General features: G+C 51.5%; 14 protein-coding genes and 1 pseudogene. 7 read left to right on the forward strand and 8 right to left on the reverse strand.

Annotated features, from left to right (window positions below; translation table 11 throughout):
• Positions 1-19: 19 nt before the first annotated feature.
• Positions 20-493, reverse strand: coding sequence for an Lrp/AsnC family transcriptional regulator (locus ASN89_RS17770; RefSeq protein WP_058050204.1), 474 nt, complete (start codon positions 491-493; stop codon positions 20-22).
• Between the two features lie 161 nt (positions 494-654).
• On the opposite strand from ASN89_RS17770, the gene glmS reads away from it, so the two are divergent.
• Positions 655-2484: a glutamine--fructose-6-phosphate transaminase (isomerizing) gene (gene glmS, locus ASN89_RS17775; RefSeq protein ID WP_046681833.1), complete on the forward strand. Its 1830-nt coding sequence runs from the start codon at positions 655-657 to the stop codon at positions 2482-2484.
• 405 nt (positions 2485-2889) lie between these two features.
• On the opposite strand, the gene ASN89_RS28235 is transcribed toward glmS, so the two are convergent.
• From ASN89_RS28235 to ASN89_RS17785, 4 genes are all read right to left on the reverse strand, one after another.
• Positions 2890-4134: a TniQ family protein gene (locus ASN89_RS28235; RefSeq protein WP_161911780.1), complete on the reverse strand. Its 1245-nt coding sequence runs from the start codon at positions 4132-4134 to the stop codon at positions 2890-2892.
• A gap of 2 nt (positions 4135-4136) precedes the next feature.
• On the reverse strand, positions 4137-5948 hold the full coding sequence (locus ASN89_RS28240) for a TnsD family Tn7-like transposition protein (RefSeq protein WP_082654629.1): 1812 nt from the start codon (positions 5946-5948) through the stop codon (positions 4137-4139).
• Between the two features lie 91 nt (positions 5949-6039).
• Positions 6040-7314, reverse strand: coding sequence for an AAA family ATPase (locus ASN89_RS17780; protein WP_058050205.1), 1275 nt, complete (start codon positions 7312-7314; stop codon positions 6040-6042).
• Entirely contained in the window at positions 7311-7850 is a 540-nt protein-coding gene (locus tag ASN89_RS17785; protein WP_152988601.1) for a hypothetical protein, read from the reverse strand. Before ASN89_RS17785 ends, ASN89_RS17780 begins: the two co-directional genes overlap by 4 nt.
• Between ASN89_RS17785 and ASN89_RS17790 the strand changes: the two genes are divergently transcribed.
• From ASN89_RS17790 to ASN89_RS29520, 4 genes are all read left to right on the forward strand, one after another.
• Entirely contained in the window at positions 7841-8659 is an 819-nt protein-coding gene (locus ASN89_RS17790) for a hypothetical protein (protein WP_058050207.1), read from the forward strand. The genes ASN89_RS17785 and ASN89_RS17790 overlap by 10 nt on opposite strands.
• Before the next feature lie 326 nt (positions 8660-8985).
• The gene (locus ASN89_RS17795; protein ID WP_058050208.1) at positions 8986-10668 is read left to right on the forward strand and encodes an anti-phage dCTP deaminase; all 1683 of its coding nucleotides are present in this window, start codon (positions 8986-8988) and stop codon (positions 10666-10668) included.
• A gap of 175 nt (positions 10669-10843) precedes the next feature.
• A complete protein-coding gene (locus ASN89_RS28715) occupies positions 10844-11065 on the forward strand; it encodes a hypothetical protein (RefSeq protein WP_152988602.1) in 222 nt (73 codons plus the stop codon).
• Positions 11066-11887: 822 nt separating this feature from the next.
• Entirely contained in the window at positions 11888-12571 is a 684-nt protein-coding gene (locus ASN89_RS29520) for a toll/interleukin-1 receptor domain-containing protein (RefSeq protein WP_235502003.1), read from the forward strand.
• A gap of 97 nt (positions 12572-12668) precedes the next feature.
• Here the strand turns inward: ASN89_RS29520 and ASN89_RS29860 are convergent.
• From ASN89_RS29860 to ASN89_RS17820, 3 genes and pseudogenes are all read right to left on the reverse strand, one after another.
• Positions 12669-13355, reverse strand: a pseudogene (locus ASN89_RS29860) (RES family NAD+ phosphorylase); the annotation flags it as partial.
• Positions 13356-13803: 448 nt separating this feature from the next.
• Positions 13804-14367: a hypothetical protein gene (locus ASN89_RS28720; protein WP_152988603.1), complete on the reverse strand. Its 564-nt coding sequence runs from the start codon at positions 14365-14367 to the stop codon at positions 13804-13806.
• A complete protein-coding gene (locus ASN89_RS17820) occupies positions 14364-15128 on the reverse strand; it encodes a hypothetical protein (protein WP_152988604.1) in 765 nt (254 codons plus the stop codon). Before ASN89_RS17820 ends, ASN89_RS28720 begins: the two co-directional genes overlap by 4 nt.
• A 256-nt stretch (positions 15129-15384) precedes the next feature.
• On the opposite strand from ASN89_RS17820, the gene ASN89_RS17825 reads away from it, so the two are divergent.
• Together ASN89_RS17825 and ASN89_RS17830 are read left to right on the forward strand one after the other, a co-directional pair.
• The gene (locus tag ASN89_RS17825; protein WP_152988605.1) at positions 15385-16803 is read left to right on the forward strand and encodes a hypothetical protein; all 1419 of its coding nucleotides are present in this window, start codon (positions 15385-15387) and stop codon (positions 16801-16803) included.
• Between the two features lie 67 nt (positions 16804-16870).
• Positions 16871-17461, forward strand: a complete 591-nt coding sequence (locus ASN89_RS17830) for a hypothetical protein (RefSeq protein WP_058050213.1) — start codon at positions 16871-16873, stop codon at positions 17459-17461.
• Positions 17462-18438: the final 977 nt, after the last annotated feature.

Genomic DNA, 18438 nt, shown 5'->3' on the forward strand with positions numbered 1-18438 from the left:
AACTTCTCTACAGTCTGCTTCACACAGCGATGCGCGTCTCGAATTTGCTGCGAAACGTGGAAAAATAGCTTTTCACGTTGCGCACATTCGCGTGCGCGGCAAACAAGCGGTGCGCCAGCGCGTGGTAAGCGGGCATGTCGGCCACCTGCACCATCAGCACGAAGTCGGGTCCGGGCGAGACGCGGTAGCATTGCAGCACGGCGGGCTCGTCCGCCACCAGTTGCTCGAATTCCGCCATGCGCTCGGCCGCCTGCACGTCGAGCGTGATTTCCACGACGGCCGTCAGGCGCGCGCCCACCAGTTGTGGCGCGACGATGGCCACTTGGCGTTCGATGACGCCGCTTTCGCGTAAATGCTTGACCCGCCGCAAACACGTGGGCGCCGAGACGTGCACCGCTTGCGCCAGCTCGCTGTTGGTTTGCGATGCATCAATTTGCAAGGCGTTCAGGATGCGACGATCGATTTCGTCGAGGGTAATGTTGTCTTCGCTCATGGTTTTGAAGAATTGGAGAATATATAGAGTTTAAATGAAATAATATTTCATGCTAAAATGGATATGAAATATTCAGTCAAATATACACGGATTTAGAAAGCATATTTCACGCACTCTGCATTAGCATGCGTGCATTGATGAATTTTTAGACAGAGGTTTCCATGTGCGGCATCGTCGGCGCAGTAGCGCAACGTAATATCACTCCCATCCTGGTCGAAGGCTTGAAGCGCTTGGAATACCGCGGCTACGATTCCTGCGGTATCGCCCTGCATGCGGATGGCCGCTTGCAGCGCTCGCGCTCCACCTCGCGCGTGGCCGAGCTGGAAAAGCAGATCGCCGAAGAAGGCTTGAGCGGTTTTACGGGTATCGCCCACACGCGCTGGGCCACGCACGGCGCCCCTGTCTCCTTCAATGCCCACCCGCACTTTTCCCCAACGGAAGAGAACGCCCGCGTGGCGCTGGTGCATAACGGCATCATCGAAAACCACGACGAACTGCGCGCCGAACTGACGGCCCTCGGTTACGTCTTCCAGAGCCAGACGGACACGGAAGTGATCGCCCACCTGGTCGAGCACATGTATAACGGCGACCTGTTCGAGACCGTGCAGCAAGCCGTGAAACGCCTCGACGGTGCGTATGCGATCGCCGTGTTCTGTCGCGACGAACCGCACCGCGTGGTTGCCGCGCGCCAGGGCTCGCCCCTGATCGTCGGCCTGGGCAATGGTGAAAACTTTGTCGCGTCGGACGCCATGGCCCTGGCCGGCACGACCGACCAGATCATCTACCTGGAAGAGGGCGACGTGGTCGACCTGCAACTGTCGCGCTGCTGGATCGTCGACGTCGACGGCAAGCCTGTCGAGCGCGAAGTGAAAACCGTGCACGCGCACACAGGCGCGGCCGAGCTGGGCCCGTACCGCCACTATATGCAGAAGGAAATCTTCGAGCAGCCGCGCGCCATCGGCGACACCTTGGAAGGCGTGACGGGCATCATGCCGGAACTGTTCGGCGACGACGCCTATAAAATCTTCAAGCAGATCGACCGCGTGCTGATCCTCGCCTGCGGCACCAGCTCGTATGCGGGCATGACGGCGAAATACTGGATCGAGTCGATCGCCAAGGTACCCGTCAGCGTGGAAGTGGCCAGCGAATACCGCTACCGCGACAGCGTGCCGAATGCGAATACCCTGGTCGTCACCATTTCGCAAAGCGGCGAAACGGCCGACACCCTGGCCGCCCTGAAACACGCGCGCAGCTTGGGCATGCTGCACACCTTGACCATCTGCAACGTGGCCACCAGCGCCATGGTGCGCGAATGCGCCCTGGCCTACATCACGCGCGCCGGCGTGGAAGTGGGCGTGGCATCGACCAAGGCCTTCACCACGCAGCTGGCAGGCCTGTTCCTGCTGACGCTGTGCCTGGCGCAAGTCAATGGTCACCTCTCCGAAGAACAGGAAGCGGCGCACCTGAAAGCCATGCGCCACTTGCCCGTCGCCATCGCTTCCGTGCTGGCGCTGGAGCCGCAAATCATCGCCTGGTCCGAAGAATTCGCCCGCAAGGAAAACGCCCTCTTCCTGGGTCGCGGCATGCACTATCCGATCGCCCTGGAAGGCGCATTAAAGCTGAAGGAAATTTCGTACATCCACGCCGAAGCCTATCCGGCCGGCGAGCTGAAGCACGGCCCGCTGGCCCTGGTGACGAATGAAATGCCCGTCGTCACCATCGCGCCAAACGACGCCCTGATCGAAAAGCTGAAATCGAACATGCAGGAAGTGCGCGCCCGCGGCGGCCAGCTGTACGTTTTTGCCGACGTGGATTCCCGCATCAGCTCCGGCGAAGGCTTGCACGTCATCCGCCTGCCCGAGCACTATGGCGACCTGTCGCCGATCCTGCACGTGGTCGCGCTGCAATTGCTGGCCTATCACACGGCGTTGGCGCGCGGCACGGATGTGGACAAGCCACGCAATCTGGCCAAGTCGGTGACGGTGGAGTAAGCCGGGCGGATTGTGCCTTTCTTATTCTTTGCAATTAATGTCGTAAATTGCGTATTAAAGTCGTAAATTACCCATTAAAGTCGTAAATTGTTTAAGGCAGCCGTGGCATGGGTGATATTGAAGACCTTGGCGGCCTCGCGGTCGGATATGCCCAGAGTCCTTGATTTCCTGCCGGATATTTAGGGCGTTGCGGGCTTAGGATGAATGCGCGAGCTCATTGACTGAAGTCTATGCGATGTGCTGCAACCGGTGGGACGATCCCGGCAGAAAACCGCCGATCAACTCATCAAGCATGGCTCTGGCATGGAACAGGGCCATGCTTGACGAGGCATATGATCACAAGAAACTAAACAAGTAGTCGCACCTTTCTTCCTCGGTGAGGTGGTCCCCGATATTTTTAAATTATTAATTTTTATCTATTTCTATTAAAATAAGATTGATATGGATTCCGACTTGGCGAATTAGATCCTCAATTTTTTCCGTTGAAACTTGGCTAATTCTTACACTTTCTGCCAAAGACTTTCCTTCTGAAAAAAATGAACGCATCGCAATAAATGTTGAAGAATTACCGTTATCCGGTAAGTCAGGAAAACCGAGTGATTTTATAAAGTTTAGCATTAAAGATTTTTCTGGAAGGCGATCGCTAAAGATTAGGTCGTATCTTCCTCTCGATTGAATATAGCGATTGCGAAGATCTAAATAAATATCATTTCTTATTTTTTCACTATGTCTCAAGGGAGCAAGAGTTCCTGATTTAAGAGTTTGCAATGCTTCTTCTGCCGAGAAAAAAATGGCGGCTACAACTAGTAAGTAGGCAGCAGAAGATGAAGAGGATTTGCTGAAGTTAGAAATTCCATCAATTTTGTGGAATACTGTATTTTGTTTTTTCTTCGTTAATCCAGGAATTATGGATTCTAGCCAAGTGTGCGGGTAAGCCTGCAAAATATAATCACTTACCAAAGCTGAACCTGAATTACCACAATGAGTACGAAGTCCTAACTCTGATATTCGACGACGCAATGCAAGCTTGGCGAAATTTGGTGCAATTGGGGCGGGATTAAACATCAGGGCTCGCCCGATAGCAAGAAACCGGATTGTAGTATCGTTATTGTTGGCCGATGTTGCTAGTTCCACTGATATTACTTTAGATAATTTTATAAATTTGTATGGTGAAAAAAGAAAGCTAGAGTCTTTATCGATGTGGTGAAGAGGATCAGCATGAATGGTGCAGACCATAACTCCTGGTAATTGTTGGTCACGTCGCCAGTACGCCATTCCGTCATTTAAATGATCATGATCAATACATGACTTACAAAAATATGCTCCTTTGCGCGCAAGCCGCATTCCAGAAATGAACAGCATGTCTTTGTTTTCAGGACATCCATGTTCAATGCTAGGTTTATAAGATGTAATGGTTCGGCGATATGGTAATGTCGAGTGTGCTCGTACAAATTCACGTAATTCTATTCCACTGGCTAAAGCAAGTAGTTCGATTGCGGGTAATTGGCGGCGCGTTTTCTCTGGAAAACCTGCCCACCGTGCAATCAGATTTAGTAGTTCAGTCTCGCTTTGAGCGCCATTTATCCGCATTAAACGACCTAAATAAGATCGGTCTAGTTCATCGTCGAAGGGTATAAGTCGAATCAGCAATGTCAGTTTCTTTCTTTGGATTGAGTAGGATCAGGATCTATTCCGAGTAGCTTTGCCTGATCGAATGCCTGAACATTCGAGCGTCTTGCCTTACCCCCTAAAGCCCTATCTATCGCAACAGCAGTGCGTGGTAATCGGTGAAGTGCCGATAGTTTTGCTCGTAGCTCGGGAATTTCCTGATACAAATGCCACAGTTTCAGCGACCTGTTTCCGAGACGAGTAGTCAATTTAAGAACAGCGCTTGCGATTGCAGAACTGAGGGTGGCATCCCGTTCGTGCCATGGTGCACGCAGAATTCCAGACGAATCAGGATTAGATCGTGGGTTTGAGTTTTCGGAGAGCCAATGCCTGTCGTTTCGATAAAGCCAAGCGTATACAGCAGGTTCAAGTTTGCGAATAAATTTCACGCCCAGACCGCTATTCTCCGAAATTAGATGTGCCCAACGCCTTCGAGCCGAACTCAAAGCCGACTCAAGGCGGATTTTTTTCCAAACGGTGTGAAGCCCAATCTCCGTCCGTAAGACGTGTGTAACCGTACCTACTGAGATTTGATAGCGAACTGCGGCTTCGGCTTTATCTATCCCCAGGCGCAGTTCTTCAATCAAAGATGCTCGTCGTGCCGGTACGAGTTTTTTTGGGCGTCGATTGCACGCAATGCCGAGTTGAGTGGCCCAGGCCATGCCGGTGGCTACCTCTATTCCGACCTTTTTCGCAGCGCCGCTTAGAGACAATTGATCTTGTTGAATTGCTGCGAAAAATTCTGCCCTTCGGCTATCTTCTTTTTCTTCCGATACCAACGCCATGTATGGCAGCGTTGTATCTGAGATGCTCGATAACATACCCGCACTGTATGCTTTAAGAAATTTTTCGTAATCGCCAAACAGCCAGTCAATAATGATGAGGTGGCGCAAAGGATGGGTACCGGTGCGAGGATAACGAAGATACCTTGAGAGTTGAGAGTAAGCCTGATCAGGATTGGCCGGTAGAGCGGCGAATTCAGGCATGTATCGAAATGGCCTGACATGGGCTTCAAATTCTGCAGCAATTTTTAATAGTGGTAAGCGCTCATTTGAGCGTAGTGAGTCACGCCGGCGTAGCTCTGCCTGATAGAGGATATGAAGGCAAGACAGATCTACTTGTACAATCTCTTTAGATTCTATTAGGTATTTAGTAAGGAGAGCTAAGCGAGTAAGATTTTTCATCAAATCGCTTTTTGTCTCTGGCGGTAGCTGAGGTGCTGGCAAAAAGTTATCAGCATCTGGAAGATGCCAGAGGAAACGCTCAACTCCATTCGATTTGACCGTGGACTCGAAAAGAAAGTGATCGTGTTTTACACAGACCCAGACGCCAGGAAACTGGTGCTCAATGTGCCAGTAGGACCACCCTGTCGCGGCGAGATCTTCAGCCATGCATCGCCGGCATGCTTTTAAAGGATGATGCGCACGAAATCTGCTGGTCAGAATTCCCAGCCTGTACTTTAAACCCATGACGGTGGTGCCGCGCATAGCTGATACAGCCGCCAGCATATCGCCTTCACTTATGAATTTCGAGTAGTAGCACAGAAGCGTACGTTGGGTGCAAATTTCAGATGCTGTGCCAAGAAGTCCTTCCGTGCGATGGCAGAATTCTTCGATCCCGGCCGGCAGATCATGCTGATAGCCTCTACGGGAGTGGCCGAATAATGCCACGCAGGTTGCATCATTGGATCTGCTGCCACTGAAATAATGGTACCGGCTTGATAGGCTAAATAAAGTCTCACTCCCTATCCATGTCAACAGTGGGCTTTCGGAAAATAGGTGTAATGTGCTGCCCATTTTTACTCCAGAAAAATTTCGACGAATTGAGGCTCTTGCGTAAATGATGATCTGGGATGAGTATTTTGTTCCCTGGTGCAGAGTGCTTGCATTAGGTGCGTTTCACATCGTTCCAAAACGTCGACCAGAATCCATCCTCCCTAGGCATCAAGTCTTCGAAGTGCCGCATAAGCTTCGGGTCCTGAGACCGCAACGATGCGATGGCAGGAATTAATGGAGATAAATATGTGTGCGCCGCTTTTCTGAAATCCTCTGGCCTGAGTTCATCATTCTTCTTCCGCTCGAAAGCGACGCGGTGTGCAGCAATCCATAGCGCAATGACTACCCTTGGAATTCCCGCTGTGAGTTCAATGATCAGGTTCCCAAAGTTCTCGGAATGGGGAATCGGTTTCTTCACATACTGGTATCGGCACAAAGTAGGAAAGAAGATCTTATGGAATTCTCGATCATCATTTCCGGAAAATTGAGTGAAGGCGTGATACCCCTGTGCTACAAATCGCTGAGTGGTGGCGATACGCTTAGTCATGGCGCCGACACCATCGGGAGTGCCAGAAAGCAGCAAAGCGATTTGCGAGGTGTTTGTAAAGTTCAGGATCGACTTCAGCAGTGAATCTTCCACTATACTGAGTTCCAATCCCTGCTCAGATTTTTTTGCAGCACGACGCCGCTCAAGCGTAGGGATTTTAAAAAAATTCTGAATTTCATCGAGATGAAGGATACCCAAGAAATGAGACGAGGCGACCTGCTTCCATTCATCCAGCATCTTCATTCCGTCATTTCGCTTTCTTTGTAGCGTTGCGCTAAAGCGGGAGCTGTTCATCGCCTGATCGAAACTCATCATTAGGTTTGCTGCGAGGTCACCTGATTTCCCGCTTGCTGGGACGTCGGTCGATAAGTACACTAGCTGATGTAGCCCTGCCGCCATATGGCGGAAGCGCTCGTGATAGATAACTTGATCTGAATAGGTAGCCAAACTGCGAAGTACCGCTTGCGTTTTTCCCGTGCCAGAAAATCCCGTTACCATAGCCGCGCCCGCCGGCGCGGGGAGCAACTTACTTGAACTGGCCTCTCCGCCTATTGCCCTCCAGGTTTCTGCTGATTCTGGATTCCGATATCGGTAACTTTGCCGTATCATGAGATCGATTGTCTGATGCAGGCGCGCACCCTCTTGTGATGGAAGATGCAGATCACGAAGCGCCATAAGATGATGCAGACGAATGTGTACTGGGATGTCAGCGACGTTGTCGGGTGGGAGTTTCGGGAAATACGTTAAGGCCCTTAATGTTTCCGGAAAAGATAGAATAGGACCGAGCCTCTCAACTAACACATTGCCTGCGTAAGGGTCCTTCGGATGCAAGACATTCATGAGTTTGCTCCTAGGGTGGCTTTGGCAATAACGCCTCGCATCATTTCGACGTAGGCTTCATCGCATTCGTCATTCGAGGCGTCTGCAGCTGGCCGTTCAGCGCTAGCGTCGTTGCCTTGCTGCTCCATTTTGCGCGTCTCAGAAATAGTGGGCTTTTCACCATCGTAGTTTTCAAGTGCACTTTGCGTTTCCGTCTTCGCACCAGCGACCAGTTTTTTGACGCGTTGAGCCGCCTCCACCTTTAATACAGTGGTCGCGTGTTCGATGTCAGCCTTGCTGGCGTTGCGATACATGAAGGCGTCCAGAACTTCCTCTAGAGTCTGCTCTTTTGATGCCCTTGCCTGCTCAGATAAACGTAGGTCTAACAATCCAGTGCTGCCAATATGAGGTGTCCAGATCCGCGATACTGAGCCAGGAAAATGACGGGCTTCGATATTCCAACTACCGTAGTTTCTTGCATATGCCGTCCATTGCTCATCATTGATTACTTCAGACTCATATGTGAGGCCAACATCACAGACAGCCCATGAGCTCACACCAATTGACGACCCCACTGCAAATCTGCGAAAACCTCCTTATTGATGGAAAACGCTACAACATCGAGCATCACATTCTGCCAAGTGAAAATGCGGTGGCAGATCGATTGCTTTTGCGTGGCCTTGAACTGAAAGAGGCTTATGAGGAATTACACGAGAAGCTGCATAAGCAGCCCCCGGCCCTTAAGGTTTTCTTGGAGGTTCTTCTGAGTACGGCCGCGTTCTGGAGTCCCGATAAAATCTTAAAGGCACGCTCTGCACGCGATGAACTCGCCGACGTCAATCAACAGATTGCAGGCAAAGCGGCGGAGCTGGTCGATCTCTTGGAACGTCGTTCGGATTTGCACAACACATCGGGCTTTAGCAGCAATACGCACTATCACGTCTGCGACGTTATCGAGGCTGCATCTGAAGACAATTACCTGTTCAAGTCCTATATCAAAGAACGCCTAGATGTCCTTTCCGGGCAGTTCGACCTCAAGTATTGGCCGTCGTTGAGCCAATTTCTCCAAGTAGTAGCTTCTGATGCTCAACATGCTGACATGGAGACCACTGATCCCTTGACCGCCGCCGCCACGGCAGCCGCGCGCCCATCACGAGCCGATTTCTTCAAGGCGTTGCTTGCCGCCATCCAAGAAAACAGTGCGGACAACCATGGCCTGCTCCCCAAGGGCTTTAAATTGACAGATAACACGCTCGCCTCGTTAGCCAACTGCGCCTTGGATTTCGGCCCGGACGATCTTGCCGACAGCGCATACGTGAAGCGGTTCCGCCAGCGTGAACGCAGCGGGGGAAAGCGATATGCGTAGATCCAATCGACATCCTGCGAAAGTCGCTCCGAAAGAAACCTACGAGTCCGATTGGTTCAGCGTTTCGAGCAGGAAGAATACCGTAAATGCCGCATTGTCATACTTCTTTTGGACTCACCACGTGACCGCTACCGACGCGTGGCGAATGATCAATTCGTCGAGCCGGCCCGTTTCTTCCGTCCAATCAAATCTAGGAAGTCTGCCATCGACGCCATGAATGCAATTTTAATGATTCTTGTCAATAAATTACGGTAGAATTGTTTTAGTTATTGATAATTAAAAAATTTCCGACGTCATCGTCGCCTTAGAATTTTACAGAGAAATTGATGAGCGCCCAGATTAAAGAAGCCCCGCAGAGAACGAGCAACATACCGCGGGGGTCCGTCGTGGGGCTTCTTGAAAGCCGCGCGTCCAAGGAGTTTGTGATTGGAGTAATGGGCGCGGTAGGCTCCGGCTTGCCGAGCATTGTCACTGAATTCGAAGAGCAGTTGGTCAAGCTAGGATACCAAGTTGTCCGCGTGAAGATGAGTTCCTTTATAGCCGCCCAGATCGAAAATAAAACGGTGACAGTGCCTGTATCGGATATGGATGATCGGTATCTCAAATATCAGAGTGGCGGCAACGAACTTCGTAGACTTCACGGCCATGACATCATGGCCAAGTACGCCATCAATCAGATAGGCCGAAACCGCTTAGCGATTGATCCAGAGTTAAAGGATCTGACCAAAGAGCCGCCAAGGATTGCTTACCTCATCGACCAGATTAAGCATCCTGATGAGGTTGTCTTGCTCCGAACGGTTTACCGGAATAATTTCTATCTCGTCGGCGTCATGAGTTTGGAGGCCAATCGAAGAGCGCGGCTCAAGGACGATGGCATGAAGCCGGATTTGATCGACCAGGTCGTCAACCGTGACCGTAAGGAAGGCCACAAGTTTGGTCAGCAATTGGAGAAGGCATTCAAACTCGCCGATTACTTTATCCATCATCCGTTTGGAGTGGAGAAACTGGTTACCGACCAGGTCGAGCGCTTTATCCATTTGACGCACGGTGATAACGCGATCACGCCCACTAAGCATGAACATGCCATGTACGTAGCATACTCAACAGCCATGAAGTCAAGTTGCCTGTCACGTCAGGTTGGCGCCTCGATTACGGACGTTTCGGGCCGACTGATCGCGGTGGGCACCAATGACGTCCCACAGTATAAAGGTGGCCTCTATAGCTCTGAAAATCCCACGGATGATCGCTGCTTTAAGACGCACAAGATTTGCGAAAACAACGCTGAAAAAAACCGTCGATTTGCGAAAATTAAACTGGGGATTGAAACCAAGTTTGCTGAGGTCTTTAAGGACGCGGACATGGCGAAGATTGCGGAAGCGAATGTCGCAGCGATTGCAGACTTCGTCTACGAGCAGTCGGGTATTCCTGATCTAATAGAATTTTCGCGAGCAGTGCACGCCGAGATGGACGCGCTTATTTCTTTGACTCGCGGGGGCGGCGGGTCGACTGTGGGAGGAAGCCTTTACGCAACAACCTTCCCTTGTCATAACTGCGCTCGCCACATCATCGCGGCGGGAATAGACAAGGTCTACTATATTGAACCCTACGAGAAAAGTCTTGCGCCGGAAGCGCACAAGGATGCGATCGAGGTTCTAGATCACGACAATGATTCTGTCGCCGCCAATCCGCCCGTGCAACACACCAGACTAAGATTTGTTCATTTTTCCGGCGTCGGCCCCCGCATGTACACAGATTTTTTTCAACGGGACACGCGGAAAAATGATAACGGCGATTTCGTGCCCAACAGGACGATCAGTGGCGAGTTCCCGATTAAAATTATTCATGAATACATCGACCCACATCGTGTTTTTGAAGTGAAAGTAGCGACGCTGTTTGATGAGGTCTTCCCGATCACTGCGCCGGCGCCTGTCGTCGCCTCACTCGCAGCGGCACCGGTCGCCCCACCTGGTCTTGGCACCAAAGGTTCGGGTGCAGCAAACGAGGGTTGATGTCGTCCTCTCCGACGATGTTGTCGAGGATATGTTGCGTAGACTATAATTTTTTTGTAACGAACGAGCACGAAATTAGCATTCTGCTAGACTGAATTCCAGTGACAAGGTCATGTATAATCTATGACTTTTAGAAATTTGCGCAGGTAAGTGTGCTTACACAGGGGGAGCTTACATGTTCAACAATGTTCACGACGACAAGCAATTATCGCTGAACTTCGAGTTCAGCCAAGTGGAAGAATGCCCGGCAAAGACGGCGACGGTTTCCATGGCAATGTCAGTTCGCTCGCGTTTGGAACTGGTTGTAAACAATCGCACTAACGTATCCCGTCTCTCTCCTGATTCGGTAGAGATCACTCGGATTCTGGCTGGTCAAGCTAAGACGTTAGGCTGGTAACCAACAGCATCCCGCGTAACTTCCCTGGCCACACTTGTGGCCTGGTTTAACGTATCCGAGTAGCCGTAGCCATCGCTCTTCCGTCCCGATTGGTAGCCATCTGGCAGTCGCGCATTCTGCTGCATCCCAAAAAAGTACTCTGTCTTATAGTCCCCAGTCTAGTCTTTAGAATTCGGGCGAATCACGTCGGCGAAAGTCCACATTCCCACCACCTGACCTGTTGGATCCGTCCCAGCAGTTAGTGGTGCGCATACTCGCTGAAACACCCGGAAGCCCGGAAAAGCTTGGTGTGAAAAATGAAATTAGATCGTGACCAATTCGGAGATTTTTTTCGCGACCGCCGCCATTGACTCTTCTGCAGTGTCCAGACCGGTTCGAGAGGCGAGCATTGGGCTGACATTGCGGAGATCTGCATACGTGGTGTTGTGAACGATGGGAATGATCTGGTTCCGTGGCCGACACAGGCTCGCTACTGCGGCGACGACTAGATGGAGATCTATAACTCCGCAGCAGAGCGCAATCTGCGTGTGGTTGCCATCAGTCGCCGCAACTATCAACTATCTGTTCGCTATCGTCGACGAGATCTCAATCGCCTACTTCTCGTACAGCTTGAGCCGCACGAATTCGTCCACGGCGGCCAAGCGATCAAGTTCCTCCGACATTGCGCCACCGCGTAGCGTATATAGTTCGTATTCATATCCACCTTCGTCGTACTCCTCAGCGGGAAGCAGCGGTGGAGGCCGAAGCAGCGTTAGCGGGTCTAGTAGTCCTAGGCCGCGCTGGTCCCGCGCGGGTTCGTCCGTGGTGTACACGGCCGCCGAGGTGCAGACACTGACACCAGTCCGCGAATACGTCGAGAAACGAGCAGTGGAGCAACCCGACCTGCGTGACGTCTTCCTTTGCCACGCGTGGGACGACCGCAATGAGGCCGCCAAAGAGCTTCACAATTTGCTTGTGGCGGCTGGTGTCAAAGTATGGTTCAGCGAGAAGGACCTTGGCCTCGGCGTGCCGATGATGCGCGCCATCGACAAAGGGTTAGCCAACTCGCGCATCGGGCTTGTGCTGGTGCCCCCCGCGCTGCTGGCTCGCCTCCCGAAAGAGAGCGTCGCCGACAAGGAACTTTCAGTGCTCCTGGCGGGCAACACGAACCAATGGCCGGTGTTAGGTCTTTCCGGCAACGCACTCTCCGCGTTTGCAGCAAAGCCGTTCATGCCGGCACGCATATTGATGATGCCAGCGGCCACCCAGATTCGCCTACCTGCAGGTAGACCGGTCATGTCAGCAGGCACGCCAGCGTTGCTGTATCGACGCCGCCATCGAGTCGCAGTTGCGCCTACCTTCCAAACAGCGAATTTTGATCAACTACCACTTTTATGGGTGTTCGATCCGTGCGAATTTGGACGGAAAGAACTCGATGAATCTCAATGCTTTCGCCGACCAATCGAAGGGCTGGCTTTGGATGAAATCCTTCTTGCTGAAACGGATACGGCGGCTTCGTTTCCTTAAAAAAAATCTTTGGGTAAAAGTATGCGCCATCGTCGTCATCTGCGTACTCCCAAAGTTCCGCTTCCGCTGTGGGGCTTTCTGAGTCTGCGCTCATCGCTAAAGCCGCCTTGTGAAAAAGGACTATGTTTTCGCTACTCTGTTCAGCATCGTCCTCATTGATCTGAACGGATGGGTAAATGATCCCATCGATCGATGTGTTTGGATGCATGGCGAGATAGTCGGCAACTACTTGCGTGATGAGATAGTTGTGATCCTGTTGCTCTGGTACGACGGGTACTGTCATGCGCTCAGATAGCATCCTCAAAAAATCGCGCCGCTGAGCTGCCACTTCAGTAGTTTCGTCAAAAAGACTGGCTGTTTGTGCCAATTGAACTTGGCGCAGTAATTTCAGATCCAGTAGCTTCAATGGGTGAACCACCGAAAACGTAGCGACTACGACAGAGCTTCCGACTGGGGGCCGAACTTCGGCCAGCGCTGTGTGAGTATTCGTCGCCCCATAAAAAGCCGGAAGCCCAGCAGCATTCATCCGTCCGCCTGATCCAACGCCGGATGGAGGCGATCCAAGAAACTTCTCGGGGTGTTGAAGTGCTTTCGTCAGTTCCTGCTCGGATTGGAATACACGCGCCCGAGAGAACGATTCATAGGCAGTGCCGGGGCCCGCATCGACTAGCACGCTAGTGCCTTCTTCCGTATAATCGTCCGAAACTCCTCCAAATATCGACTCCATAAATGCCGTGACTTTAGGATTTATATACCTGGCCTCGCCCCGCAGACTGCTCTCCATTTTGGCCCATTCGGTGAGTAGCGATGACTCGATCTCAGTGCGTAAGATGAACCATGGCTCGTCATCGCCGTATTTGCTTTCACCAGTATCCCGGTCGTACCAATTTCCTGCAAGGCGTCTATGATGTCTGAAGCAGCAGATTCAGGGACTCGAGCAAGGCCTTGTATGGTCGTCGATAGGTCCTCTCCTGCCGGCGTTCGATCATAAAGAACCACGGCCATAGCTCGGCTAGAGTCTTCGTAGAACGTGTCTAATGCCTTATCACACCTTTCCGCGATGCTCCAAATTGCTGCGGTGGGCAGGTCGCTTTCGCAGTATTCACATGGGTTCTCAGCGGAGGCTTCGGCGATCACTATGGATTGCAGGACCGGTTCGCCAACGCAGTCAGGGCAGATGTAACTCATTGATTGCTCTCAGTTTGGGTTGATACTCCGTTACACGGCCATACTTAACACATTTGAGTTCGGCGCCAATAGACCTTCACATCCTTATTCCAAACAAGCCCTGCAGCACGCACCGCCCATGGCAAGATTCGACCCATTCTCGCGACACTGTGGTTTACATCCACGTACCAGTCATCTACTAATAGCCTGCTGTGTTTTCTGGCAAATTCGACCGGCTGATTTGGAAAAAGGTCGGTGACATTCCTTGCCACGTATGAACGTGAGCGTCCGAAAGCGGCCATCGCCATAGCCATCGCATCTCTCTTATCCGGGTACTCAATCCAGAAGCGCCGGAGTAGGTCAAGATGAATATCGATGCAAGTCCAATGTTCGATTACGACACCGCTGAACTCGAGGCCCATTCGAATTGTTCCCGCAGTTCGTTGAGAAATGGTTCGCTGTGGCGATGGGTTTTCCATTGTTTCGCTAATTGCCTGGCGCCGTTTCTCCAACGTGACGATCCAGTCCCTGGACGCACGAAGTGCCGAATCAATCTGTTCGAGTTCACCAAGCAGGCCTGCAGGTGAGCTTCGTGATTGATCCAAGTGGCCGAAATTTTGTGCGTTCACGGTAATACCCCCAATTCAGCAAACATCTCATCAAGTCTGACCCGGTGTTCGTACTCCGCCCTCTCCCCAGGAACTCGAGAGTCCGACAGGTAGCAACTCAGCCCTAGTAGGTCATGGCCCCCGACTTTGTTTTCGAAGATCTTCGTATACAGGCTGTCAATTGGGATGGGCGTGCCGGTTATGTCGCGCGTGATACGTATCGTCTTTCCGCTCGCGTGCTCAACGAAATCCTCGGCATTCGCGCTACTCGAATAGATATCCAGTCCGTGCCGCAGCGCCCAGAACGGATCAATTGTTGGCGCAAGTGGATAGAAGCCATTTTGAAAAAAGGGGCCGTCAAGCTTGCTTTCCCCCCATACCTCTCGACGCCAACTGCCCGTCGCGTCTGCGAAGAGAAGAGCATCAATAACTCTAGATTCTGCGGCTAGCAGCAGAAAAACTCTATTGAAGAATGCGTCGCGCACGATTCGTTTTCGTTTGCAGACATCGTTCAATCGCTCAATTAGATCTGGCGGCAATACCAAGCTTACGAGCTTGCGATCAAGTTTACTCAGGCTGGCCGATACAAATTCGTAGCTAGCTTGGGAGTTTGGAATAGAGACCTCTTCATCCAATGCGTCGAGCTCGACTGCCAGGACTCGCGCGAGGTACGCATCGCGGCGTAGGCATGCCAGCTCCATTTTTTCATCCAGCTTGTCGATTATAGGGCGCCATATCCTGATGGAAATCTTTGGTACGGTCTTAAGTGTCTTGGTTGCCATTGTCGCTCGCTCATCCGTTGCATCAATGGGATCAAGCATAAATCAAGTGCGCGCTAAATGGAATCGCCTTTCTGCGTTATGATGCATAAAGATTTTTCTTTGCCTGGCGCGGTGTGAAAATTGCTTGGAATCGTGTGTCAAGTATGAGGAATTTGCAAGGCTCAATGAATGGCATGGCAAAGTGAGAAACCGAGAGTATTTTCCCTGTTGAAATTGTTACCATGGAGGCCCAAACTGGTTGTTACTAGGGCTTTCTATGCCATCCGAATTTGAACACTCGCTTTCTCCTACGCATTTCGCGATGGTCGATGACGTTGTATCAATCGCGGGGCAAGACGGCCGGCTCCGTGAGGTAGTGATACTCGACTGCATTACCCGGCAGGGAGCGGCCAAGTTGAAAGGAAAGTCTTGGGCGGACATTGATGAGCTCGACGAGAGTTTCAATGAAACGATGCTACTTAGCGTAGATCTTGGTTCACAAACTTCCGGACTGTCCCGCTTCGAACTGGTTGCGGGGCAATGGATAAGCCTATCCATCATGGATCTGAAGCATTCTGTTGCGCCGGATCGTGCTTTTCGCGCATCGTTCATATCGTTGAGTGGCTCGGCTGAGCAAGAAGAGCTTCCTCAATTCGCTCTTCGCGGAATAACGCCCATCCAGCCTCCACTGACGAAGTTGTCGCTGCTTGTTGGTTTGAACTCTCGAAAGAAAGAGATAGCTGAAATACTTGGACAGGCAAAGCCGCAAGTTGACTGTGGTTTCCGCAACGTAGTTGTCTACGACATCGGACAAGGCAACGCTACAGCGTTAGTGGATGTCCACGGACGCCCTATCATTTATTTCGATATTGGATGGCCGACAAGCTTTAACCGTGCGACGCGTCCCATCGACCCACCCATGCTCTTTTCTCCAGATTCCTGTGCAAATTGTGACTATCGGATTGCGGCCAGAGCTCCGGTCATTCTTTCACACTGGGATTTCGATCACTGGGCCTATGCTGTGGCGAATCATGACTACGTTTTCGGGAAAAAGGCAGCAAAGATGACGTTTAAGGCGGAAGCCCTGAATCGCCCTTGGATTGTTCCGAAGCCGCCTCGCATTAAGAACACCAAGGGTCTAGGTCCTACCCACATGCGTTTGCTTGCCGCGCTACCACACCGCATTTTTTGGCCAAATAGACTCAAAAGCGTGAAGTTTTTCGCTGGCGTTATTACTCGAACGGACCCTAGAAAATCACCTACAGATCGCAACAATCAAAGCCTGACCTGGTACGTGATGCGACGTGGTAGCCCCGATGCCATACTCCTGTCGGGCGATGTCTCGTTTGATCACTTGCGGCCGCCGCCAGGCAAGGTAACCGTCACCAGCTTGATGGCCTCACACCACGGGGGGGGCATTACTGGGATCAGCACATCCCTTCCTGCTGCGAGTTGGAATCAGAAGCTTATTATTTCGGTCGGCGCCGGGAACGTACACAAGCATCCCATGAGTCAGATGCTCGTGGACTATTCAGCCAAGGGATGGTCGAAAGTAGTTCACACTTCTAAACGTACTATTTGGCCGAAGTCCGGGAAGCTGAATGGTTCTATTCTCATGAAACTGCACGCAACGGATTCTCCTCCACACTTTTGCTGCACCTGCCTTATCAGTGGCAACCTCGGCAACACTCAGTAGGAGTAGCTGGCAGTTCACAGGCACTCGGTAGAAGAAAATTCTGAACCTATTTTGCGAAAGAAGTCCTATGAAAACGCTGCCGGAAGTATTCATTATTGAGAGCTTGGATCCTGATGACGAAGGCAACGGTCGATGCGAGGGCGTGATGATCTCTCATATTTTGAGGTTGCATGGGAAGAATCCGAAGTATCACTATGTTCGTACACGCGCGGAGTTCGAAAAGGCGATTGACGAGTTTGGAAGATCTCGCTACCGCTACCTACATATATCTGCGCACGGCAATCAGGAAGGTCTATGCACGACAAACCAAGAGGAGATCGACTTTGATGAACTCGGTGATCTACTTCAACCGCACTTAGAGGGACGACGGTTGTTCTTGTCCTCCTGTGAAATGGTGCACAAGGAGTTGGCGGCAGAAATAATTCCCAAGAGCGGATGCTTTTCCGTGATTGGGCCCACGGTAAAGATCAGCTTCTCTGATGCTGTTGTTGTTTGGGCTTCAATTTATCACCTCATGTTTTCAAGAAATAGCAAAGTCATGAAGCGGGCAGAGCTCGAGCAACAGCTCAAGAAGGTTTTCGCTTTGTTCGAGGTGCCACTAGCCTTTTTTTCGAAGACTAAAGCAGAGCCTGGATATGCAGAGAACTTGGTGCAGTGAGATGGAGAGAGTTGGAAACGTCTAGTTAACAGGGTGTTGAATTAATCGCTGTGCCCGCCAACCGTCACGGGCCGGTAAACGTTGTTGCATCAGCCCCACTTCCCCACCGCCATCATGCGCAAGGCTGCCGATTCCAACTGACCCATCTCAAAACATCTGGAACCGTTGCTGCACGCGGGTTTGCTGGCTACGGACATGGGGCACCGAAAATCGGCAGCTTGGGTCAAAAATCCGTCGGCGCCAACAGGGTAGCCTTCTCAGAGGCAGACTCTACATCCTGCAGTACTAATTTCGGGGAGCAGGTCACTAGGTCGCGCCAATGCGCAGTGAACAATATTAGACACGGGCGAATCCGGCAAAGTGATTTTAAGCGGCGCGGCGCAGGGGCATGAAGCCGGCCGCTTCTTTGCTTAGGTGGGGAAGTTGGTTGCGCCGAGGGCGATATCGGAGATCCGAAAGTTTGTGTCAAACTTTATTGTTGCAAGAATGCTGCTCTACTTTGTAGTTGCGTAGTTTGTGTCAAACTTTGTTTCGATGCACAGTGGTCCCTGCCGAGGACGATCGCCAGTTGCTGGCCGTCTCCCAGGATGCCGATGTAGATACGGATGACAGAATCTAACTCGGAGCCCGGCTACTCAATCAGCTTCTTGCCGCCGGCCTATAAAGACGGCGGGCAATAGGTGATTGAATTTACGACTTTATTGTACAAATTCCCAAAAAAATTGAAGCTTGCTGAGGTATCAATTTACGACTTTAGCAAGCTCACGCGTCAGGGCAATACCGAGTCTTGCCCCTGACTAATTTATGACTATATTTGGCGAGAATATTTCTCTGGTGGCGCAATGTCACCAGAGAGGCGGTCGTCGCACAGAATGTTCAAGGGCCTGGGTCGGTGCGAGCACGGTAGTGCTCTATCCACTTCACGGACTGTGTGATGCCGCCGAAGGGAAAGAAATGCAGGCTGACCTTGCCATGGG

This window comes from Janthinobacterium sp. Ant5-2-1, from assembly GCF_001445815.1.
Taxonomy (GTDB): Bacteria; Pseudomonadota; Gammaproteobacteria; order Burkholderiales; family Burkholderiaceae_D; genus Janthinobacterium; species Janthinobacterium lividum_E.